Raw genomic sequence first — 21,672 nt, forward strand, 5'->3', positions numbered from 1 at the left:
TTCGTCATTTTAAAAAATTAACTTTAGGATAATTTAAAAACTTAGATATTTCTGAATTGAAAAAATTATCAAAAATTTTAATTTTAATCTGCTTGATTGTTCTTAATCCTGTAATAGTAAACTCCGCCGAAATTCTTCAAATTAAAAGTTCAAATACTATTTTGGTGGGGGATCAAAATAGAAATTTAACTATTGGATTATTTTGTGTAGATGTAAATGAAAATGATGAGATTGAAGCAACTAATCTACTTAAGAGTGAATTCCCAAGGGGGAGCAAAGTGAAAATAAAGCCTTTTGGTTTTAAAGAGAATGTTTTGTTAGCCAAAGTTTTTAATATTAAAGGTACTAAGGAGATGACGGAATTATTGGTCGCTAAAAACTTAAGTAGTGAAATTTGTCCAAGTTAATTATCTTTAGGAGCAAATAAGATTCCATTGTCTCGAGATTGTTTTACTCCTTCTCCAGGAATAAAATTCATTATTAAATTTGTATGTGCATATATTTGAGATGTCTATATTTGTATGAGGGATGTTCTCATTTAAAAGTTGTCTGTAGGCAGATTTTTTTAGATCAAGTTGATTTAGGTTTTTCTCTCTGAAGTGATTTGAATCACTAAAACAAAGATCTTTTTTAGTATTAGTCAATTTGACAGTTATGTTTTTGTTTTCGGCCTTTCTATAAAATTCTTTGAGTGTCATTTTATCAACTAGATAATGTTCCTTAGAAATCGCTGGTCCTATTGCAACAAGTAAGTCATCTCTAGATGTCCCAAAAGTATCGAAAATTTTTATCAGATTTTTTATTATTTTTTTTTCTAAACCTTTTCTTCCACAATGCAAGGTTGCTACATTTCTTGTCCTTTTATCTGCAAAAAATATTGGCATGCAATCAGCCGTGTAAACCCATAAGTTTTGACTGCATTTATTGCCAACAAGACCATCTGCATCAGTCTTAGTTCCTTTTTGCGAATGAGATCCAAACACTATCAAATTACTGTGAATTTGATTGGAAACACAATTTGTAGAATTTTCATTAAAATAATTCCCTAATAATTGAAGAAATTTCTCAGAGCAAGACTTCGTGAAGTATGCATGTTTGAAATTATTTTGACTAAGAATAGGTGATAAATAATACTCAAATTTTCTGTTTTGAATATAAATTTCATCTTTTGAGAAATATATTTCTTTATAAAGAATAGTTCTTGCTCCTAAAGCGAATTTATGAAATTAATTCAATATCTCTCAAGATCCAGAATCCTGCAAATTTTTCGATATATGGCGTTGACTGTATGGAAATAAATTGATAACCAAAAGAATTTTCTTTATTGTCTAAAAACTTTGTATTCAAAATATTTGCATCTTTTTCTGGTAAATCAGTAACCAGCCACTTATCATCTTCTGAAGCTTCAAGTATGAGTTGGTTCTTATTTACGACTAATTTAATAGGTTCTAAACAACTAAACCATGCAGACAGTGCCAAAGATCTATCTTTGCTAAAAAGTCTTAATCCTGGAACCAAGTAATTATCATCTAAATCTTGCTGAATTGGGAAAATATCTCCAAATTCCATAGGCCAATTTTCTGCTGATTTTAGTTCGCCAATTGATATTTCAGAGATAGTTAAAGCATCACCCCTTACTGCTTCTGGTAGAGGTGTAGGAGGGTTTTCCATTTTAGAAGTAAAAGTAGGAGCTAATACACCTCTTACATAACCTTTTTCCTTTGGATAAATCTCTTTTTCAAGAAATTCGATTCTATCTAATAAATCGTAAGTTCTCCTACTTACAATAGCCTCAATACTTAAGGCCTCCAGAGATTTCCTAATAATCGATTTCATTGACGACCTCCAGAATCGAACTATAGAAGGTTTCTCCCACCCTTGTTTTTTTGCTTCACTTATTGCTTCATGTAGAGCCTTTGTGAGCCACACTGAATTAACTTCATTAGCAGGGCACTTTTTATTCCAAAGAAAAATATCTTCTGTCTTATGACTTTTAGTAGAGCAAATAATTAATTCCCACCTTTTTTTTCCATTTGATTCAATAATTGGTCTTGAGTAAAAGTCTAATTCCCAATCTGAAATTTTTAATTTAAGACTTGTCTCCTTTTTTTTATTAATGTTCATTTATCTTGTTCTTTTTTATCGAAGAGTGCTTTAGTTTTTAGTGCTCTATCTGTGGCTTCTTGCATAACCTTTTGCTTATCAATAATTAATTCTCCCGCAGAGTTTTCTAGGAGTGCTGTATTGAGACCAATACGACCTTTCTCGAGGTCTATTTCAGATATTAAAGCTTTTATCATTTCCCCTTCTCTAAAAACTTCTCTTAAAGAACGAATAGATCCATTTGTTAGTGAGGATTGATGAAGAAGTCCACTAGCTCCTCCTAAATCTATAAAGAAGCCATATGGTTTTACTGCTAAAACTTCTCCTTCAATTAATTGACCTAATTCTAAACTTGTAAGTTTAGAGACTAATGATGCTTTCTTTTCAGAGAGAACTAATTTTCTTGATTCTGGATTCACCTCAAGAAAAGCTACTTTTAGAGTTTTGCCAACAAAAGATTGATAATCTTGACCATCTTCAAGTTGGGATCTTGGGATGAATCCTCTTAATCCATCTACATCACAAGTAAGCCCACCCCTGTTAAATCCATTAACTAAAACGTTAATTAATTCTCCATTTTTTGCAGAACTTGATACTTTCTCCCAACTTTGCCTGAGAATTAATGCCCGAGCGCTAACTGTTACCATCCCATCAGCATTTTGTTCTTTGATAACCAAGACTTCCATTTCAAGGCCTATAGAAAACTTTTCTTTAAAGTTAGTGATGACACCCAAACCACATTCTTTTTTGGGCATATAACCAGGTGCTTTTCCGCCAATGTCAACATATAGCCCATCACTTTCGATTGCTATAACCTTACCTGAAATTGTTTCTCCTGTAGCCCCAATTGGCTCATTTGCATTTAAAGCCTCCAAAAAAGCACTTTCACCAAAATCGAATTCATCAACTGTTCTTTCTAGTTGAAAATCGGTGTTTTGCTCAGAAAAATTAGGGGGTCTATTTAAGTCTTGTTGAGTTATATTTTGTTGAGAAATATCAAAATCCTTCGTGTTTTCATTATTATCCTCAATTCTTTTTACTGAATCATTTTTAATGATTTGCGGTTTGATTGGGATATCTTCTTTTTTAATTTCTTCTTGCGAATTGGTTTGATCATTATCTATTTTTTGAGTATCTTTCTTGCTTATGTGAAGTACCTGAAGAGGTTTTTTATTGCCCTTTGGTTGGATATTATCTTGGGCATTTTTATTACTGACTCCCATTGTAGGTAAAATAAGAATAATTAATTATTAACATACTCTAAATCTTAGTACTCAAAATTAAAATTAATGAACTTTGAATCAATACCTAATAAATTTGAATATTTAAATTGGCAAGAAATTGAAATTTTTGCAAAAGATAAAAGATCAACAGTGATTTGGCCATTCGGCGCTGTTGAGCAACATGGGCCTCATTTGCCTCTTGCTACAGATAGTATTTTTGTTGATGAAATTATTAGCGAAGTTTTTAAATTAATCTCTCACGATATTCCATTAAAAAAACTTCCAACACAATATATTGGGTTTTCTCCCGAGCATAAGGGGTTTGCCGGAACAATTTCACTTTCCTCAAGTCTAATAACCTCAATGATTAAGGAAGTCGGAGTTCAATTATCTGAAATGGGTTTTAAAAGATTAATATTGATTAATGGACATGGAGGTCAAATCTCACTTATAAATACAGCGGCAAGAGAACTAAGGAGTGTAGCACCTGAAATGGCAGTTTTCCCATGTTTCTTGTGGAGTGGTGTAAGTGGATTAAGTGAATTGTTATCAAAGAGTGAGATTGAGGATGGGCTTCATGCTTCTTTAGCTGAAACAAGTTTGATGCTTGCTTTAAAACCAGAATTAGTAGGTGATGAACGTCCAAATGAGGGTAATAAAGTAGAGATCCCTGAAGGTTGGAGTCTTGAGGGCAATGCGCCAACTGCTTGGCTTACTGACGACTTAAGTAAATCAGGTGTTATAGGAGATAGTAGAGGAGCAAATGAGTCTTTAGGGAAAAAATTAAAGGAATTATTGATTAATCATTGGTTTAAATTGATTATGAATCTGATGCAATCAGATTGGCCAAACAATTCTTGAATAAGTTTAAGTAAAAAATGTGACTTAACAATTGAAACTATTTTCATGATATTAAAATAAACTCTCTATAATCGTGTAATATTCATGCATAATGAGCTAAAGATTACTGACATGCAAACTCTAGAATCAAATAAAAAAACTATTGAAGAATCGATTAATCCGATTTCTTTAGATTTACCAGACTTCACTACAGATTCTTATAAGGATGCATACAGCAGAATAAATGCAATTGTTATAGAGGGAGAGCAAGAGGCTCATGATAATTACATTTCAATAGCAACTTTAATTCCAAATGAGATAGAGGAATTAACTAAATTGGCGAGAATGGAAATGAAGCATAAAAAAGGTTTTACTGCATGTGGAAGAAATTTAGGTGTAGTAGCTGATATGGATTTTGCTAAAAAATTCTTTTCTAAATTACATGGTAATTTTCAAGTTGCTCTTGAAAAAGGAAATTTAACGACATGCCTTTTAATACAAGCTATCTTAATTGAAGCATTTGCAATTTCTGCTTATAACGTCTACATAAGAGTTGCGGATCCTTTTGCAAAAAAAATAACAGAGGGAGTGGTTAAAGACGAATATCTTCACTTAAATTACGGTCAAGAGTGGCTTAAAGAGAATCTATCAACTTGTAAAGAGGAATTGATGGAAGCTAATAAGGTTAATCTTCCATTAATTAAAAATATGTTAGATGAAGTAGCAGATGACGCATCAGTTTTAGCTATGGACAGAGAAGAATTAATGGAAGAATTTATGATTGCTTATCAAGATACATTGATGGAAATAGGTCTAGATAATAGAGAAATTGCAAGAATGGCTATGGCAGCTATTGTCTAATTACATTTCTAATTAATTAAGCCTTTTAATAATTAATTAAACCTATTTAAGTAGTTACCTCTGTGCTATTGTTCATAACATCGTATAGAAACCATTTATAAATTTTAAATGTTTGGGTTAATAGGCCACTCAACAAGTTTTGAAGATGCAAAAAGAAAAGCTTCGATGCTAGGCTTTGATCATATTGCTGATGGTGACTTAGATGTTTGGTGTACTGCTCCTCCTCAGCTTGTTGAAAATGTAGAAGTTAAAAGTGCAACTGGAATATCTATTGAAGGTTCTTATATAGATTCGTGCTTTGTTCCTGAAATGCTTTCTAGGTTTAAAACCGCTAGAAGAAAAGTACTAAATGCTATGGAACTAGCCCAGAGAAAAGGGATTAATATTACCGCTTTGGGAGGATTTACTTCTATTATTTTTGAGAATTTTAATCTTCTACAGCATAAACAAATTAGAAATACTTCATTAGAGTGGGAAAGGTTTACTACTGGCAATACTCATACCGCCTGGGTTATTTGTAAGCAACTAGAAATAAATGCTCCACGCATTGGGATAGACCTAAAAAAAGCAACTGTTGCTGTAATTGGTGCTACAGGTGATATTGGTAGCGCTGTTTGTAGGTGGCTTATCAATAAAACTGGGATTTCAGAACTTCTTATGGTCGCAAGACAACAAGAACCTCTAGCGCTGTTACAAAAAGAATTAGATGGTGGCACCATAACAAGTTTGGATGAGGCATTGCCTCAGGCGGACATTGTTGTGTGGGTTGCAAGTATGCCTAAAACTATTGAAATTGACACTGACAACTTAAAAAAACCATGTTTAATGATTGATGGTGGATACCCCAAAAATCTTGATGAGAAATTTCAGGGTGAAAATATTTATGTTTTAAAAGGAGGTATAGTAGAGTTTTTCAATGATATTGGTTGGAATATGATGGAACTTGCGGAAATGCAAAACCCTCAGCGAGAGATGTTTGCTTGTTTTGCAGAAGCAATGATTTTAGAATTTGAAAAGTGTCATACAAACTTTAGTTGGGGAAGAAATAACATTTCCCTTGAAAAGATGGAATTTATTGGAGCAGCTTCTTTAAAGCATGGTTTTTCCGCCATTGGACTTGATAAGCAGCCTAAAGTATTAACTGTCTAAATTATGGCTAAACGTTACCTTCTTGATTTTGAAAAGCCTCTTGTTGAACTTGAGAAGCAGATAGAGCAAATTAAAGAATTAGCTCGAGATTCAGAGGTAGATGTTAGTCAACAGCTTCTACAGCTTGAAACCTTAGCTGCTAGAAGAAGAGAAGAAATATTTAAATCTCTCACCCCTGCTCAAAAGATTCAGGTAGCTAGACATCCTCAAAGACCAAGTACTTTGGACTTTGTTCAAATGTTTTGTGATGACTGGATCGAATTACATGGAGACAGAAATGGTGGCGATGATATGGCATTAATTGGGGGGATAGGTTCGATAAATAATAGACCAGTGTTGATGTTAGGGCATCAAAAAGGAAGGGATACAAAAGAAAATGTAGTAAGAAACTTTGGGATGGCAAAACCAGGAGGTTACAGAAAAGCTCTTAGATTAATGCAGCATGCAAATAGATTCGCTTTGCCAATTCTTACATTTATTGATACTCCTGGAGCTTATGCTGGTTTAAAAGCTGAAGAACAAGGTCAAGGTGAAGCAATTGCAAGAAACCTTCGAGAGATGTTTGGATTGAAAGTTCCAATTGTTGCTACTGTCATTGGAGAAGGAGGTTCCGGAGGCGCACTTGGAATAGGTGTCGCCGATAGGTTACTAATGTTTGAACACAGCGTTTACACGGTTGCTAGTCCAGAAGCATGTGCATCAATTTTGTGGAGAGATGCTGCCAAGGCACCAGAAGCGGCATCAGCACTTAAAATTACAGGCAAAGATTTACTTAAATTAGGTATTATAGATGAGGTTTTACAAGAACCTTCTGGGGGGAATAATTGGGCTCCTTTAGATGCTGGTAATACACTAAAAGAGGCTATTGAGAAACACCTGAATGCTCTACTTCAAATGCCTGAAGACCAATTAATTGAGGAAAGATATAAAAAATTCAGGGTTTTAGGTAAATTTATCGAAGCTAATAATATTGAAGAGATTTATAGTGAAATCCCCCCAAAAACTGAATAACTTGAAACTAGCTTTTATAACGGGTGCTACGAAAGGTATTGGTAGATCTACCGCAATTACTTTTGCCAATGCTGGCTGGGATTTAATTTTACTCTCCAGGAATATGGATTTATTGGAGAAACTAAAGAGCGAACTGTTGACCACTAAATCAAAAATTAACCTAGTAAAATGTGATTTATCTAATCCCCTAGAAATAGAGATTTGTGTTAAAGAGGCAATTGAGAAATATGGATGCCCTTCAGTATTGATAAATAATGCCGGGTGCGCATTTAATAGCCCTTTAGTCGAAATGGAATTAGGTCAATGGGAACAAACTATTCAAATAAACCTGACAAGTGTTTTTCAAATTTGTAGTTCAATAATTCCTCAAATGAGAAAAAATGGTGGTTTAGTTATTAATGTTAGTAGTCATGCCTCTTATAATGCATTCCCCCAATGGGGAGCTTATTGTGTTTCAAAATCTGCATTAGCTATGTTTACTAAATGCTTGAGGGAGGAGGAGAGATCTAATTCAATAAGAGCTTGCACAATAACTCTTGGTTCAGTCAATACACCTCTTTGGGACTCCGAATCAATCAATTCTGATTTTGATAGAACTTCTATGCTCTCCTCAAAAGAGGTATCAGAAACTATTCTCTACATGGCTAATAAACCTCAATCACAATTGATCGAAGACTTGACTTTGATGCCTTCTGGCGGAGCTTTTTAAACATTCTGTTTATCTGATTAATCTTAAATTAGTGATTTTTTTAAGTACTAATAGAACCCGATTGAACAAGAGAATGTGATATAGTATATGAGCAATTAAGCTTTTGGAAGATACAGTTAATTAAGTTGCATACAATTTTCTGTTTAAAATTTTATGACCTCTACATTACCCAACGATAATATTAGAAACTTTGACGACCAGATTACTAATAAACTAATTTCTGAAATTATTAGAGACAGAATTAAGAATTCTGGGACAAGATTTAGTGCTAACGATAATATTGCCGATTTTATTAATCCTGGTGAATTAGAAATTTTAGAAAAAGAAGTAGCCTCAAGGGTTAAAGACTTACTAAAGTCCCTCGTAATAGATGTTGAGAATGATCATAATACTCAAGAAACTGCTGAAAGAGTTTCAAAAATGTATCTAAACGAAGTTTTTAAAGGCAGATATCATGAACAACCCAAAGTTACAAGTTTCCCTAATGATAAGAATCTTGATGAAATTTATACGGTTGGTCCAATTTCTGTTAGATCTGCATGTTCACATCACTTAGTTCCAATTCTAGGGGAGTGCTGGATAGGTATTAAACCTGGAAATAAAGTGATAGGGCTTTCAAAGTTTGCGAGAGTTGCTGATTGGGTTTTTTCAAGACCTCATATTCAGGAAGAAGCTGTAATGATTCTTGCAGATGAAATTGAAAAACTATGCGAACCTAAAGGCTTAGGCATTATCGTAAAAGCCCAACATTATTGTATGAAGTGGAGGGGTGTTAAAGAACCAAATACAAGTATGATTAATTCTGTTGTGAGAGGCGATTTTAGACACGATTTAAGTTTAAAACAAGAATTTTTTGAGCTTGTCAAACAGCAGTCTGCTACAAATAATTACTAAAACTTTTTAACAACTTAAAAAGATCCTCTGTTTTTTTAATATCTTTTAAACCTGGAGATATTTCAATACTACTCGAAATATCTAAGCCATCTGGTTTGAAGTCAGTAAGGATTTCATTAATCCATTCAATTGATATTCCACCTGCCAAAAACCATGGCTTGCTAAATTGCAAATTCTTTAAATAAATAGAATTTATTTTTTTCCCTGAACCTCCATAAGTTTCTTTATTCCAAGAATCAAGTAGTATCGCATCTACAAAATCTTCAAAAGGTTTTATTTTATCTATATCCTTTTCCGTTTTTATTCTGAAAGCCTTCCATAGGCCAATATAGGGAATTTTTTTCCTTATTTCTTTGCAATAATCAATATCTTCATCTCCATGTAATTGAATGATAGTTTCACTTGGGTTGCCTAAGAAGTTTTTGATAATTAAATCTATAGGACAATTTTGCACAACAGTTACTCTATGGATTTTTGGATAAAAGTTTTCTAGGGTTTTAAATATTTTTTTCTTAATTTCAGCTGATACATACCTTGGCGACTCTTCAACCGAAATAATGCCAATAGCATTCGCTCCTAATTTGGCGACTTGAAGAGCTTGTTCTTCAGAAGTTAGTCCACAAATTTTGACTAAAGGATTAGTCTTGGGCATATCATTATCCTGCATGTAAGATTAATATTATTGCTAAATATAGCGGAGATTATTTTTGAGAAGTTGGCAAATTTTTAAAATATGGGGAATTCCCTTTAAAGTTCATCCCTATTGGTTTGTTATTCTCTTTTTATTCTCATGGAGTATAAGTAATCAGGTCAATTTATCTTCTGGAGATATCTACAATAATAAAGAAGCTTGGATTATAGGGTTTTTAACTTCTTTTTTCTTATTATCTTCAATTATTTTTCATGAGGTTTTTCATACTTTTGTTTCACTTAATCAGGGTGTAAAAATAAAAAAAATTACTTTTTATTTTTTAGGAGCAATTTTACAAATAGATAAGTATTGTCAAACTGCTTTAGGTAATATAAAAATTGCAATTGTAAGACCTCTTTTATGTTTCGCTACAGCATCTATCTTACTTTTAATTACTAATAACAGTCCATCTCAAGAACAAATAGCAGTCACTGTAATTTCTAGAGTAGGTATATTTAATTTATTCTTAGGCTTCTTAAATTTGATTCCAATTGGTTCTTTAGATGGAGGGAATTTATTAAAAAGTATTATTTGGCATTTCTCAGGGAGTAAAAATAAAGGAAGAAATTTCCTCAATAAAGTAAATTTATTATTATCTTTTTTTGTTTTATTTTTTGGGATAATTTGTTTATTTAGATTCAACTTTTACTTTGGTTTTATTCTTTCTTTTTTGGGCTTGTTTGGAATTAATTCTTCAAAATCTGAAAGTCAATTTTTTAAAATTGAAAACATACTTAAATTTAGTAAAGTTTCTGAGATCAAATTAAAACCTTTGAGTAAAATTGAATACGATTCAAATTTCTCAGAATTTAATAAGTTAATAAAAAATAAGAAGGATGCATCGGATAAATATTTTTTTGTTACGAATAATGGTAGATGGACCGGTTTTGTTGATGAGAATATTTTAAAGACTGTTTCCTTAAAAAAATGGGAAAGGAACTTTGTTGGAGATTTTAAGAAACCAATCGATAGTGTTGAAAGTGTATCTTATAACGATAAATTATGGAGAACTATAGAAAGACTTGAAGAAACAAATGAAGGTTTTTTATTGGTTCTAAATGCTGCAAATATCCCTTTGGGGATAATTGATAGGTCAAAAATTGGAAACTTTGTCTTGAATAAATTAGGTTTTAATTTACCTTCAGATATTATTAACAAATTAAACTTTAAAAATAATTATCCCTTAGGAATTGAATTGCCGAGAATAATTAATTCAATGAAGCAGAAAGGAGATCTTTAATAATTCTTGCCATTAAAAATTTCTATTCTTTATTATCTATGGCAATATTTTTGAAATTTATATTTGCTTTATTTTCCAGGAATGAATTTCTCAAATGTTGAACTATTTCATCATTTGTTAGTTTTAAATTTATTTTTGGTGGAGCTTCTTCTTTGAATAATTTGAACCACAAATCTCTTGAAGGATTTGTTTGAATTTCTCCATGTTGAAGGAATGCACCTTTTTTACGAAATTGAGCACTACCTATTCTCTTAAACCCATCCTGATCAACTAAATCGGAAATTAATGAAGTCCCAAAACAATTCGTTTTAATACTTGATTTTCGTAAATTACCATATTTTAAGTTTAGACCTAATTCTCCAAAACTTTTAATTAACCAATTATTAACCATTTCATAACTTAAGACTTTATAGTAAGTTTTTTTAAATGTTAATGCATATGTTATGCCTCCTGAATGCAGAACAGCTCCCCCTCCAGAGGGACGTCTAACAATATTAATTTCCCCATTTGATAATAAATTTTTCCAATGCAGAGGAATTTCCTTTTGGTGAAAGCCAATTGATAGCCAATCCCCAGTCCAGTAGTAGAACCTCAATGTGAGAACTATTTCGGGATTCGAAATTGTCTGATCTAAAGAATTTAAATCTAAAGCCATTTGATCAAATCCAGGTAAACTATTTGTTGAAAAAATTAAAGCCTGATTTTCAATTACCAAAATTAACTTTGTAGTTTTATTTATGATAATTTTCAATAAATTTTTTCTTTCAATTTGTTAATTACGTAACATCATTTTGTAATAGTGTTTAAAATCTTCTCTTTTCGGTGGAGAATATAGAAAATAATTTTTTTACCATGGAGCCAACTCAAACAATAAATCTTATTGCATTAAGCCTCATAGTTGTTATGCATGCAGGAGTTTTAGCACTAAGACTAGGAATTAGTTTAGGTAGGAACTAAAGTCTATTAGAAAATTTAAAATTTATGAGGTAATAATAAAGTAAGACTGAATTGATTTATTCAGTAAAATATCAAGTACCTAATTTGTCAAAATCTTTTTATAAAAATAGTATTTTCATCAAAAAATATTTTGGGTCTGTATTTTTAAAAAGACAACAGAAGCAAGATTATTTTGTATCATTGATTTTTTTAATTATAAAAATTAGCTTTTCCCTTTTAGCAATAATAAGCCTGATTAAGCTTGGCTATAGTTCTAAAGTAAGGTTGACCAGATTAAGAGAAATTGAAGAATCATTTTTATACGAAAAATATAGATTTAATCTTTTAACAGATAAGTTTGATGATTTATTCTCTTCTGAAGGTGAGCAAAGATTTATGAAGGATCAGGATCAAATAATTTCTAGGGACATTATCAGAGTAATATGGCGTTGATAAGGATGATCTTGAATCATTCTACTTTTCATTTTTCAATTAACTTTTTTGCTAGTGGGTAAGAACATTAAGGGTTTAGTCCTAATAACAGGAACAACTTCAGGAGTTGGATTAAATACTCTAAAACCTCTTTTAAGATTTGGATGGGAGGTTATCGCAGTTAATCGATCAAATAAAAGAGCTATAAAAATAGCTGAGGAATTTTTGACAAAAGAGGAAGTTGAAAATGTTCACTTTATAGAAATAGATCTTTCTAATTTGAGTGATGTGAGAAAAGGTTGCGATGAAATATTAGAAAGATTTAAGAAGCCAATAAATTCTCTTATTTGTAATGCGGCAGTTTATAAACCGAGACTAAAGAGACCTGAAAGGTCTGCTCAGGGGTTTGAAAACTCTATGGCAGTAAATCATTTTGGGCATTTTCTTATGATAAACCTACTTATGGAAAATATTTTATCTTCTGAACGAGAAATTGTTTTAAATGGCAAGTCAACTGTATTCAAGCCAAGAATCACAGTATTAGGGACTGTAACGGCTAATTATTCAGAACTTGGAGGAAGGATTCCCATTCCTGCCCCAGCTGATTTGGGAGATTTATCTGGATTCAAAAATGGTTTTTTATCTCCAATAAGTATGGCGAATGGAAAGAAATTTAAACCTGGTAAGGCTTATAAGGATAGTAAACTTTGCAATATGGTGACCGTTCAGGAATTATCAAAAAGATATCCTGCAGAGAAAATTATTGTAAATTCTCTGTATCCTGGATGTGTTGCTGATACAAAACTTTTTAGAGATACACCTTGGTTATTTAGATTCCTTTTCCCGATATTTCAAAAATTCATAACAAAAGGATATGTTTCACAAAGACTGGCAGGAGAGAGAGTCGCTCAAGTGGCAACTTATAAAGAATTTGCTAAACCATCAGTTCATTGGAGCTGGGGAAATCGTCAGAAAACTGGTAGAAAAGCTTTTTCTCAAAAGTTGTCAAAAAGAATAATTGATACGAAGACCTCTCAACAAACATATGATTTAACACGCCAATTGGTTGGATTAGATTAATTTAGACTAATCAAATCCTAATAAATCAAAAATTTCTCTATCTTTAAGTGGATTACCTTCTAAAGGTTCTACGTTTTCAAGCATATTTTTGGCAAGAGATATATATTCATTTTGAACTTCAATAACATCTTCAGTAGGTTCCATTTCAAAAATGGTGCATTTTTTTAGTCTTGATCTTCTAATGGCGTCGACATCTTTAAAGTGGGCCATAGTTTTTAAACCTGTTCTTTCATTGAATTTATCAATTTGATCTGTTTCTTTTGATCTATTTGCTACTACCCCACCTAATCTGACTTTATAATTTTTTGCTTTTGCTTTAATTGCAGAGACAATTCTATTCATAGCGAATATTGAATCGAAGTCATTAGCAGTAACAATTAGACAATAATTTGCATGTTGCAATGGAGCGGCAAATCCTCCGCAAACGACGTCTCCTAGGACATCAAAAATAACAACGTCAGTATCTTCTAATAAATGATGTTCTTTTAATAATTTAACTGTCTGACCGGTTACATAACCCCCGCACCCTGTCCCAGCAGGAGGACCTCCACTCTCAACGCACATTACGCCATTAAAACCTTCAAACATGAAATCGGTTGGCCTCAATTCTTCGCTATGAAAATCCACCTCTTCGAGAATATCTATAACTGTAGGAACCATTTTGTGCGTCAAAGTGAAAGTGCTATCGTGTTTCGGATCACATCCAATTTGTAGAACCTTTTTACCTAATTTTGAGAATGCTGCAGAAAGGTTTGATGATGTAGTTGATTTTCCGATGCCACCCTTCCCATAGACTGCAATAACTAAAGCCCCTTCCTCAATATTTATTTTTGGATCTTGCTTTACTTGAACACTTCCTTCTCCATCAAGAGGTCTATTTATAGTACTTGTCATTTAAAGCTTAAAACACATTATTATTTATATTCTTGCAGCGAAAATACACATGAAATGTGTTTCTAAACAAATATGTATTTAATTGTATTAAAAGTGTGAAATATGTTCTTATAACTGAATTTTTAGGATTAAATTTATTAGATTATGAGTGAAAATACTCATGACTTAATTATATTTTATTAGTAAAAATTTAACTGAAATATGCTTTAGCATCGTAAAGAGTTTCATCGCTTATCTCTGGAATTCCTCTCAAGATTGCGTATTTTTCAGTATTTGTTTTAACTTTACCTCTTACAAAAAATGGAACTTTTGTTAATTCAGCTCTACCAGATTCAGTCCAGATAATTCCTTCTTTACTATTTTTTTCTTTTATTTCGTCAGAATTTAAAATTTCTTTTGTGTTTGTCGCTGTATGTCCTAAATGGCTTTGATGACCATCAACAAATTCAAAGTCATGTTTGAACATATCAATAAGATGCTCTTCTAAGCCCATCATTAGGGGATGTACCCAGTCATCAAAAATTACATTTGCTCCTTCCCATCCCATTTGAGGGCTATATCTTGCAGGAACATCTTGAACATGCATTGGAGTACTAATTACTGAGCATGGAATGCCTAGTCTTTTTGCACTATGCCTTTCCATTTGGGTCCCTAAAACTAGTTCAGGGGCTGCTTTTTTCATGGCATCTTCCACTTCTAGATAATTGTTAGTTATCAGAGCTTCTACATTTAGATCTTTTGCAGTAGCTCTTACTTGCCTAGCCATCTCCCTACTGTATGTTCCAAGACCAACTACTTCAAAACCCAACTCTTCTTTAGCAATTTTTGCTGCTGCAATTGCATGTGTTCCATCACCAAAAATAAAAACTCTTTTGCCAGTAAGATAATTTGAGTCAACTGATTTTGAGTACCAAGGAAGTTTTGATTTATTTTCTAATTCTTTTTTATTCGTCAAAGGAAGATCTAATTTCTCATGAACTTCATTTATAAATTCAATTGTATTTTTTATTCCAATTGGAATATTGTTGGTATATTCCATTCCAAAGTTCCGTTTAAGCCATTCACATGATGCTTCCGCAATTTCTGGATAAAGACAAATATTTATTTCAGCATCAATTAGTCTTTCAATATCATCTGGACTAGCACCTAATGGAGCAACTACGTTTGTATCTATTCCTTGCTCTGAAAGTATGCGTTGAATTTCGATTACATCATCTCTGCATCTAAATCCTAGTAATGAAGGGCCAAGTATATTAACTTTTGGTCTCCTACCTAATTCCCTCCATCTAAGGGGATTTATTTTCTCTGAATAGCTTACTTTTTCTTTTAAAAGGGTTCTTGTTAATTGATAAAAGGTTTCTGAGGCCCCCCAATTTTCTTTCTTGCTATAAGCAGGTAATTCAAGATTCACAATCGGCATATCAAACCCCATCCCTTTCGCAAGAGCTCCAGGTTGGTCTTGGATAAGTTCTGCTGTACAACTTTCTCCGACTAAAAGAGTTTTGGGTTTGAATCGTTCAACCGCTTCCTTAATATTTTTCTTAACTAATTCAGCGGTATCGCCTCCAAGGTCTCTAGCCTGAAAAGTTGTATAAGTTACTGGAGGCCTTTGCCCCCTCCTCTCGATCATGGTAAAGAGAAGATCTGCATATGTATCTCCTTGGGGGGCATGAAGCACATAATGAATGTCTTTCATTGACGATGCAATTCTCATGGCACCAACATGTGGTGGTCCTTCATACGTCCAAAGAGTTAATTCCATAGTTTTTAATGAGTTACTAAAGTTTTTGAAGTTAGTATTTGATTTCTTTTTAAAGGCTTGGAGAAGAGACCAGCCAAATCTGCGGCTTGATCAATTCCATGAATTGGACTGAATACCATTTCTATTGACCACTTAGTACTAATCCCCTCCGCCTCAAGAGGGTTAGCTAAACCCATTCCACAAACAACTAAGTCTGGATTAGATTCTCTCACTCGATCTAATTGTTTTTCTACATGTTGGCCTTCAACAATTTTTGTATTATCAGGTAATAAATTAATCTCCTCTTTCATTAAATCCTTATTTAGGTAAGGAGTTCCTACCTCTATAAGATCCATTTCGCATTCATTATGCAAGAACCTTGCCAAAGATATCTCTAGTTGCGATTCAGGAAGAAGAAATAATCTTTTCCCCTTAAGTATTTCTTTGTGTGAATCAAGAGCAAGTTTTGCCCTATTGATTAAAGGCGAAATAATTTCATGAACTTTAAGTTCACTGATTTTGAAAGCTTTGGCAGCAGCTAAAAACCATTTTGTACTGCCTTCGATACCTAGAGGAAATGGAGCTGAAATTATTTCACAACCCCGATGTTTGAGGTCACGTACCGTATCACTTAAATAAGGCTGAGTTAATAATACTTTTGTATTTTTGCCAATCTTTGGTAATTCTGTTGATTGCCGTGGTGGAAAGCTCTCAATATTTGAAATTCCTAAATTTCTAAAAATCTTTTTAAACCTATCCTCTACATTATTTGCGAGAGTCCCAACTAATAATAATTTTTCCTCATTTGATGAATCCATTAATGGAATTAAAGCTTTTAAGGCACCATCCTCTCCTTGGGTAAAAGTGGTTTCTATCCCACTGCCAGAGTAATTAACGAATCTTACTTGACCTAAAAATCTTTTATTTAATTTCTCTGCGACAGTTGCAAGATCTAGTTTAATTACTTCACTTGGACAAGATCCAACTAGAAAAAGAGTTTTTATTTCTGGTCTTCTTGCAATAAGATCATTAACCACTCGATCTAATTCTTCATGAGCGTCAGCAAGACCAGCTAGATCTTTTTCTTCAAGAATAGCAGTCCCAAATCTTGGTTCAGCAAAAATCATAACTCCAGCAGCGCTTTGAATTAAATGAGCACATGTCCTTGAGCCTACAACTAAAAAAAATGCATCCGGCATTCTTCTGTGGAGCCAGACTATTGAAGTTAACCCACAAAAAACTTCCCTTGGCCCAGTTTCCTTATTGAATTCAACTTTACTCATTAAAAATTTTCAAGAGCTTATATTTCAAGCTTGCATAAACTTTTTAATTTAAGAAAGTAATTGATAAGTTCTCTTACAAAATGAACACATTTAAAAAACTTATATGAATGTTTAAATACTTAAATGGGAATTATGAAAAAAACTTTTTGGGCCTATTTTAATTTCTGTAGAAGGAATTTCCTTGACTTGTTTTTGAGATTTTCCAGACATTTCTAGCTATTTTCGTTGCTAATAATCCTGCTCTTTCTAACTTAGATTTCCCTGGTTTTGCTCCAATTAAAGCTGTCACTTCTGAAGTGGTTAAAGGTGCTCCAGTATTTATAGCTAATTGCGTTAACTCCAATCTATCTCTAAGGTTCTTAAGATTTACCTTCTCGATTTTATCTTCTTCTAACCAACTAAAAGATGGGTCTTTCTGAGATAATTTTTGCATCAAGCTTAGGCTGACTAATCCAAGAGTTTGATCAGGAGTTAATTCTTTTTCAGTGCCAGAAACATTTGGTTCTTTTTTTTGAGAAGTTCCCATAAAAATGCATATCTTTTACTTGAAGTTATCGTTTTGTGGGAAGCATGCAAGTAAATTTAATGGAAAAAATGAACCATTATCCGTTATAGTCGCGTGAATGGAACCAACTTCTAGTTTAAACAGAGGGGAACGAAAGAAAGGGAGTTCTCTTGTCACAGGATCTGAGGTGCAATCTCAGGCTAGTGGTGCAAGCTGTTTTATTACAACTGATTCAGAAAAGTCTTTGGTATCTAGACAAGCAAGTCAAGTAGAACAAATTGAGTTAAGAACATATGTTTTTTTAGATTCTCTTCAGCCTCAATTGGCTGCATATATGGGAACTGTTAGTAGAGGTTTTTTACCAATCCCTGGAGATTCATGCCTATGGATGGAAGTTTCACCTGGGATGGCCGTTCATAGAGTCACTGATATTGCCTTAAAGGCTAGTAATGTAAGACTTGGACAGATGATCGTTGAAAGAGCATTTGGTTCTCTTGCCCTTTACCATAAAGATCAAAGTACTGTTTTGCATTCCGGGGATGTTGTTCTAGATGCTATTGGTAGTGAAGTTAGAAAAAGAACCAAACCTTCAACAAGTTGGACAGAAGTTATTCGAGCTATTACTCCGGATCATGCTGTTTTAATAAATAGACAAAACAGGAGTGGATCAATGATTCAATCTGGAATGAGTATGTTTATATTAGAAACTGAACCGGCTGGGTATGTCTTAAAAGCAGCAAATGAAGCAGAAAAAGCATCAAATATAACTGTTGTTGATGTAAAGGCAGTTGGAGCTTTTGGTAGATTAACTTTAGCAGGGAAAGAAGGAGATGTAGAAGAAGCAGCAGCTGCTGCTATAAGAGCAATTGATCAAATTTCAAATTATTGAGAATTTTTTAATTTAAACCAATTTCTTCTTTTAGATAAGGTGACATAATTCTGGCAGCTTTACCCCTGCTTCCTAACTTACTTAGTTGTGATTGTGATAGCTCACCGTATACACAGTTAGCTTCTTTTACCCAAAAAACAGATTCGAACTCCCCATTTGGATATTTTGGAGTCTTAAGAATTTCTCCCCAGCATATTCCAGTTGTATCCTTCACTAAGTTTCCTGAGGGATCACATAAAACCATACAACTTATAAATCTCGCGCTCCTGTAAGGACTATCAGAAAGTTCATTAATTAATTTTTTAATTTTTTCAGCGTTATTTTTGGCATATCGAGCAGAATATATGCCTGGTCGACCATCTAAAACATCTACTTCAAGTCCCGAATCGTCAGCTAACGTCCAGGTTTTTGTCTCTAAAGCAGCTGCTTTTGCTTTTAAAAGTGCATTCTCAAAATATGTGTCTCCAGTCTCTTCGACATTTAAATATTCTGGTTGCTTCTGAACCCTTAAAGACAAAACATCCAGCATTGCCGAAATTTCAGAAACTTTAGTTTTGTTGCCACTCGCAATAGTTAGGACTGGATGGTTCAAAATAATAAATAAATTTATTGAAAATATTATCTTACTTCAAAGCTAGATACGGAGACAGGAAAGGTTGAACATTCCACACCTGTGTAGACAGGGCCTGCCTCGTACGGAAATAACATAATGTAAATTTTTTCTTAACACAACAGTATGTTTTGATGCACTAACTAATTTGCATAAGTATTGACATATCAATAGTACCAAGGGTGATAAGTTTAACTTATGAATGATAGAAAAAACATTAATGGAGATTTTATCGAAAACGCTTGACTTATAAGTACTTAATGAAGCATTCTTCGGATTGAACATTCCACATTTAGTAATTAGTAGACAATGGCTACAGAAACAATGGGTATCGCTCTCGGCATGATCGAGACACGCGGACTTGTACCTGCAATCGAAGCAGCTGACGCAATGACAAAGGCTGCAGAAGTGCGCCTTATTGGTCGTGAATTCGTAGGTGGCGGTTATGTCACAGTATTAGTTAGAGGAGAAACAGGAGCAGTTAACGCAGCTGTAAGAGCTGGTGCTGATGCTTGTGAAAGAGTTGGTGACGGTTTAGTCGCAGCTCACATTATTGCTCGTCCTCATAGAGAAGTTGAACCTGCTCTTGGTAACGGTGAATTTCTTGGTCAAAAGGACTAATAAATAAAGCAAGATTTATAAATTTTGCACAATAATTATTTTCCCTACACAGACCTAAATTTATCCTTATGAGTAAGAAGTATGATGCAGGGGTAAAGGAGTACAGAGATACCTACTGGACTCCAGAATATGTACCCCTAGACACCGATTTACTAGCCTGTTTCAAATGTACAGGTCAAGAAGGTGTCCCCAGAGAAGAAGTTGCAGCAGCTGTTGCTGCTGAATCTTCAACAGGTACTTGGTCAACAGTTTGGTCCGAGTTACTTACAGATTTAGAATTTTATAAAGGACGTTGTTATCGAATCGAAGACGTTCCTGGAGACCCTGAAGCTTTTTATGCTTTTATTGCATATCCTTTAGATCTTTTTGAAGAAGGTTCTATTACAAACGTATTAACATCTCTTGTAGGAAACGTTTTTGGATTTAAAGCTCTTAGACATCTACGTCTAGAAGATATTAGATTCCCAATCGCTTTCATCAAAACTTGTGGTGGTCCACCAAATGGAATCGTAGTTGAAAGAGATCGTTTAAACAAATATGGAAGACCTCTACTTGGTTGTACCATTAAACCTAAATTAGGATTATCTGGTAAAAACTATGGCCGAGTTGTATATGAGTGCCTTAGAGGTGGTCTCGATTTAACGAAGGATGACGAGAATATAAACTCTCAGCCATTCCAACGTTGGAGAGAAAGATTTGAGTTTGTTGCAGAAGCAGTTAAGCTTGCTCAGCAGGAAACTGGCGAAGTTAAAGGTCACTACTTAAACTGTACTGCCAACACTCCTGAAGAACTTTACGAAAGAGCTGAATTTGCAAAAGAGCTAGATATGCCAATCATCATGCATGATTATATAACTGGCGGTTTTACTGCAAATACTGGATTAGCAAACTGGTGTCGTAAAAATGGCATGCTTCTACATATTCATAGAGCGATGCATGCTGTTATTGATAGACATCCAAAACACGGTATCCATTTCAGGGTTCTAGCAAAATGTTTGAGACTCTCCGGAGGCGATCAACTACATACTGGAACTGTTGTTGGAAAACTAGAAGGTGATCGTCAAACAACTCTTGGTTACATTGACAACTTAAGAGAGTCATTTGTTCCCGAAGATAGATCAAGAGGTAACTTCTTTGATCAAGATTGGGGTTCAATGCCAGGAGTATTTGCTGTCGCATCAGGTGGTATTCACGTATGGCATATGCCTGCACTCCTAGCGATTTTTGGAGATGATTCTTGTCTTCAGTTTGGTGGAGGAACACATGGTCATCCATGGGGTTCAGCTGCTGGAGCTGCAGCCAACAGAGTTGCTTTAGAAGCTTGCGTAAAAGCACGTAATGCTGGTCGCGAAATCGAAAAAGAGAGTAGAGACATTCTTATGGAAGCTGCTAAACACAGTCCTGAATTAGCTATCGCTCTTGAAACTTGGAAGGAAATTAAGTTTGAATTTGATACCGTCGACAAACTAGACGTTCAAGGTTAAACCAGATTTCAACATTGAGGAGATTCTTCTCCTCAAACTTCTACAAATCTCGTTCTATTACGAGTAATTTCATTCACATTTAAATTAATTATGCCTTTCCAGAGCACAGTAGGCGACTATCAAACAGTTGCAACCCTGGAAACATTCGGTTTCTTACCACCGATGACCCAGGAGGAAATATACGATCAAATTGCATACATAATTGCTCAAGGCTGGAGTCCTGTTATTGAGCATGTTCATCCTAGTGGAAGTATGCAAACTTATTGGTCTTATTGGAAGCTCCCATTCTTTGGGGAAAAAGACCTTAACTTGGTTGTAAGTGAATTAGAGGCATGTCATAGAGCATACCCTGATCATCATGTAAGAATCATCGGATACGATGCTTACACTCAAAGCCAAGGAACAGCTTTTGTAGTTTTCCAAGGACGTTAAATCTACTTTTATGTAGTAAATATCTTTCTCCAAAAAATATTTTT

25 protein-coding genes are annotated in these 21,672 nt (G+C 33.8%); 15 read left to right on the forward strand and 10 right to left on the reverse strand.

All coding sequences use genetic code 11. The features are described from left to right. The first annotated feature begins 56 nt into the window (after positions 1-56). Positions 57-407, forward strand: a complete 351-nt coding sequence (locus EW14_RS02775; protein ID WP_042849984.1) for a hypothetical protein — start codon at positions 57-59, stop codon at positions 405-407. Between the two features lie 6 nt (positions 408-413). Here the strand turns inward: EW14_RS02775 and pgeF are convergent, their stop codons facing one another. Genes pgeF through EW14_RS02790 form a run of 3 tightly spaced genes read right to left on the reverse strand, consistent with a single transcriptional unit; the run spans position 414 to position 3,326 of the window. Then, positions 414-1,196: a peptidoglycan editing factor PgeF gene (pgeF, locus tag EW14_RS09820; RefSeq protein ID WP_369794280.1), complete on the reverse strand. Its 783-nt coding sequence runs from the start codon at positions 1,194-1,196 to the stop codon at positions 414-416. Between the two features lie 22 nt (positions 1,197-1,218). Then, positions 1,219-2,124: a Tab2 family RNA-binding protein gene (locus EW14_RS02785; RefSeq protein ID WP_042849985.1), complete on the reverse strand. Its 906-nt coding sequence runs from the start codon at positions 2,122-2,124 to the stop codon at positions 1,219-1,221. Next, a complete protein-coding gene (locus tag EW14_RS02790; RefSeq protein WP_042849987.1) occupies positions 2,121-3,326 on the reverse strand; it encodes a S1 RNA-binding domain-containing protein in 1,206 nt (401 codons plus the stop codon). The genes EW14_RS02785 and EW14_RS02790 overlap by 4 nt, the downstream gene beginning before the upstream one ends. 66 nt (positions 3,327-3,392) lie before the next feature. On the opposite strand from EW14_RS02790, the gene EW14_RS02795 reads away from it, so the two are divergent. The 6 genes from EW14_RS02795 (at position 3,393) to folE (ending at position 8,790) form a co-directional block, all read left to right on the forward strand. Beyond that, positions 3,393-4,187 (forward strand): creatininase family protein, encoded by a 795-nt coding sequence (locus EW14_RS02795; protein WP_042849988.1) that lies wholly within the window; start codon positions 3,393-3,395, stop codon positions 4,185-4,187. A 111-nt stretch (positions 4,188-4,298) separates the two neighbouring features. Then, a complete protein-coding gene (locus EW14_RS02800; RefSeq protein WP_042851294.1) occupies positions 4,299-5,027 on the forward strand; it encodes an aldehyde oxygenase (deformylating) in 729 nt (242 codons plus the stop codon). A 108-nt stretch (positions 5,028-5,135) separates the two neighbouring features. Next, complete coding sequence (locus EW14_RS02805; protein ID WP_042849989.1) at positions 5,136-6,176, forward strand: long-chain acyl-[acyl-carrier-protein] reductase; 1,041 nt, start codon at positions 5,136-5,138, stop codon at positions 6,174-6,176. A 3-nt stretch (positions 6,177-6,179) separates the two neighbouring features. Further along, positions 6,180-7,187, forward strand: a complete 1,008-nt coding sequence (locus tag EW14_RS02810; protein WP_042849990.1) for an acetyl-CoA carboxylase carboxyltransferase subunit alpha — start codon at positions 6,180-6,182, stop codon at positions 7,185-7,187. Beyond that, positions 7,162-7,896 (forward strand): SDR family oxidoreductase, encoded by a 735-nt coding sequence (locus EW14_RS02815; protein ID WP_042849991.1) that lies wholly within the window; start codon positions 7,162-7,164, stop codon positions 7,894-7,896. The genes EW14_RS02810 and EW14_RS02815 overlap by 26 nt, the downstream gene beginning before the upstream one ends. Before the next feature lie 153 nt (positions 7,897-8,049). Further along, a complete protein-coding gene (folE, locus tag EW14_RS02820; protein WP_011376095.1) occupies positions 8,050-8,790 on the forward strand; it encodes a GTP cyclohydrolase I in 741 nt (246 codons plus the stop codon). Here the strand turns inward: folE and EW14_RS02825 are convergent. Next, a complete protein-coding gene (locus EW14_RS02825) occupies positions 8,774-9,442 on the reverse strand; it encodes a phosphoribosylanthranilate isomerase (protein ID WP_042851295.1) in 669 nt (222 codons plus the stop codon). The two genes, folE and EW14_RS02825, sit on opposite strands and share 17 nt — an antisense overlap. A gap of 55 nt (positions 9,443-9,497) precedes the next feature. Here EW14_RS02825 and EW14_RS02830 point away from each other — a divergent pair, with 55 nt between their 5' ends. Beyond that, on the forward strand, positions 9,498-10,721 hold the full coding sequence (locus tag EW14_RS02830; protein WP_042849992.1) for a site-2 protease family protein: 1,224 nt from the start codon (positions 9,498-9,500) through the stop codon (positions 10,719-10,721). A 22-nt stretch (positions 10,722-10,743) separates the two neighbouring features. Here EW14_RS02830 and EW14_RS02835 read toward each other — a convergent pair whose 3' ends face one another. After that, a complete protein-coding gene (locus EW14_RS02835; RefSeq protein WP_042849993.1) occupies positions 10,744-11,472 on the reverse strand; it encodes a protein ligase in 729 nt (242 codons plus the stop codon). A 101-nt stretch (positions 11,473-11,573) separates the two neighbouring features. Here EW14_RS02835 and psaM point away from each other — a divergent pair, with 101 nt between their 5' ends. The 3 genes from psaM (at position 11,574) to EW14_RS02850 (ending at position 13,169) form a co-directional block, all read left to right on the forward strand. Then, a complete protein-coding gene (gene psaM / locus EW14_RS02840; protein WP_025887817.1) occupies positions 11,574-11,678 on the forward strand; it encodes a photosystem I reaction center subunit XII in 105 nt (34 codons plus the stop codon). A gap of 264 nt (positions 11,679-11,942) precedes the next feature. Continuing rightward, on the forward strand, positions 11,943-12,110 hold the full coding sequence (locus EW14_RS10545) for a hypothetical protein (RefSeq protein WP_225866640.1): 168 nt from the start codon (positions 11,943-11,945) through the stop codon (positions 12,108-12,110). Positions 12,111-12,164: 54 nt separating this feature from the next. Further along, on the forward strand, positions 12,165-13,169 hold the full coding sequence (locus tag EW14_RS02850) for a protochlorophyllide reductase (protein WP_042851297.1): 1,005 nt from the start codon (positions 12,165-12,167) through the stop codon (positions 13,167-13,169). Positions 13,170-13,175: 6 nt separating this feature from the next. Here EW14_RS02850 and bchL read toward each other — a convergent pair whose 3' ends face one another. The 4 genes from bchL to EW14_RS02870 all read right to left on the reverse strand — a co-directional run bounded on the left by bchL (position 13,176) and on the right by EW14_RS02870 (position 17,613). Continuing rightward, complete coding sequence (bchL, locus tag EW14_RS02855) at positions 13,176-14,063, reverse strand: ferredoxin:protochlorophyllide reductase (ATP-dependent) iron-sulfur ATP-binding protein (protein WP_042849995.1); 888 nt, start codon at positions 14,061-14,063, stop codon at positions 13,176-13,178. A gap of 190 nt (positions 14,064-14,253) precedes the next feature. Next, positions 14,254-15,825, reverse strand: coding sequence for a ferredoxin:protochlorophyllide reductase (ATP-dependent) subunit B (locus EW14_RS02860; protein WP_042849996.1), 1,572 nt, complete (start codon positions 15,823-15,825; stop codon positions 14,254-14,256). Positions 15,826-15,830: 5 nt separating this feature from the next. Continuing rightward, positions 15,831-17,087, reverse strand: a complete 1,257-nt coding sequence (locus EW14_RS02865; RefSeq protein WP_042849997.1) for a ferredoxin:protochlorophyllide reductase (ATP-dependent) subunit N — start codon at positions 17,085-17,087, stop codon at positions 15,831-15,833. A gap of 157 nt (positions 17,088-17,244) precedes the next feature. Continuing rightward, positions 17,245-17,613 (reverse strand): hypothetical protein, encoded by a 369-nt coding sequence (locus EW14_RS02870; protein ID WP_011862565.1) that lies wholly within the window; start codon positions 17,611-17,613, stop codon positions 17,245-17,247. A 97-nt stretch (positions 17,614-17,710) separates the two neighbouring features. On the opposite strand from EW14_RS02870, the gene EW14_RS02875 reads away from it, so the two are divergent. After that, positions 17,711-18,481 carry a microcompartment protein gene (locus EW14_RS02875; protein WP_042849998.1) on the forward strand — a complete coding sequence of 257 codons (771 nt, stop codon included), beginning with the start codon at positions 17,711-17,713 and terminating at the stop codon, positions 18,479-18,481. Between the two features lie 7 nt (positions 18,482-18,488). On the opposite strand, the gene EW14_RS02880 is transcribed toward EW14_RS02875, so the two are convergent. Next, positions 18,489-19,073 carry a non-canonical purine NTP pyrophosphatase gene (locus tag EW14_RS02880; RefSeq protein ID WP_042849999.1) on the reverse strand — a complete coding sequence of 195 codons (585 nt, stop codon included), beginning with the start codon at positions 19,071-19,073 and terminating at the stop codon, positions 18,489-18,491. Positions 19,074-19,400: 327 nt separating this feature from the next. On the opposite strand from EW14_RS02880, the gene EW14_RS02885 reads away from it, so the two are divergent. The 3 genes from EW14_RS02885 (at position 19,401) to EW14_RS02895 (ending at position 21,628) form a co-directional block, all read left to right on the forward strand. Then, positions 19,401-19,712, forward strand: a complete 312-nt coding sequence (locus EW14_RS02885; protein ID WP_002807869.1) for a BMC domain-containing protein — start codon at positions 19,401-19,403, stop codon at positions 19,710-19,712. Positions 19,713-19,780: 68 nt separating this feature from the next. Continuing rightward, complete coding sequence (locus tag EW14_RS02890; protein ID WP_002805854.1) at positions 19,781-21,196, forward strand: form I ribulose bisphosphate carboxylase large subunit; 1,416 nt, start codon at positions 19,781-19,783, stop codon at positions 21,194-21,196. 90 nt (positions 21,197-21,286) lie between these two features. Next, complete coding sequence (locus EW14_RS02895; protein WP_011376108.1) at positions 21,287-21,628, forward strand: ribulose bisphosphate carboxylase small subunit; 342 nt, start codon at positions 21,287-21,289, stop codon at positions 21,626-21,628. Positions 21,629-21,672: the final 44 nt, after the last annotated feature.

Source organism: Prochlorococcus sp. MIT 0604 (assembly GCF_000757845.1).
Classification (GTDB): domain Bacteria; phylum Cyanobacteriota; class Cyanobacteriia; order PCC-6307; family Cyanobiaceae; genus Prochlorococcus_A.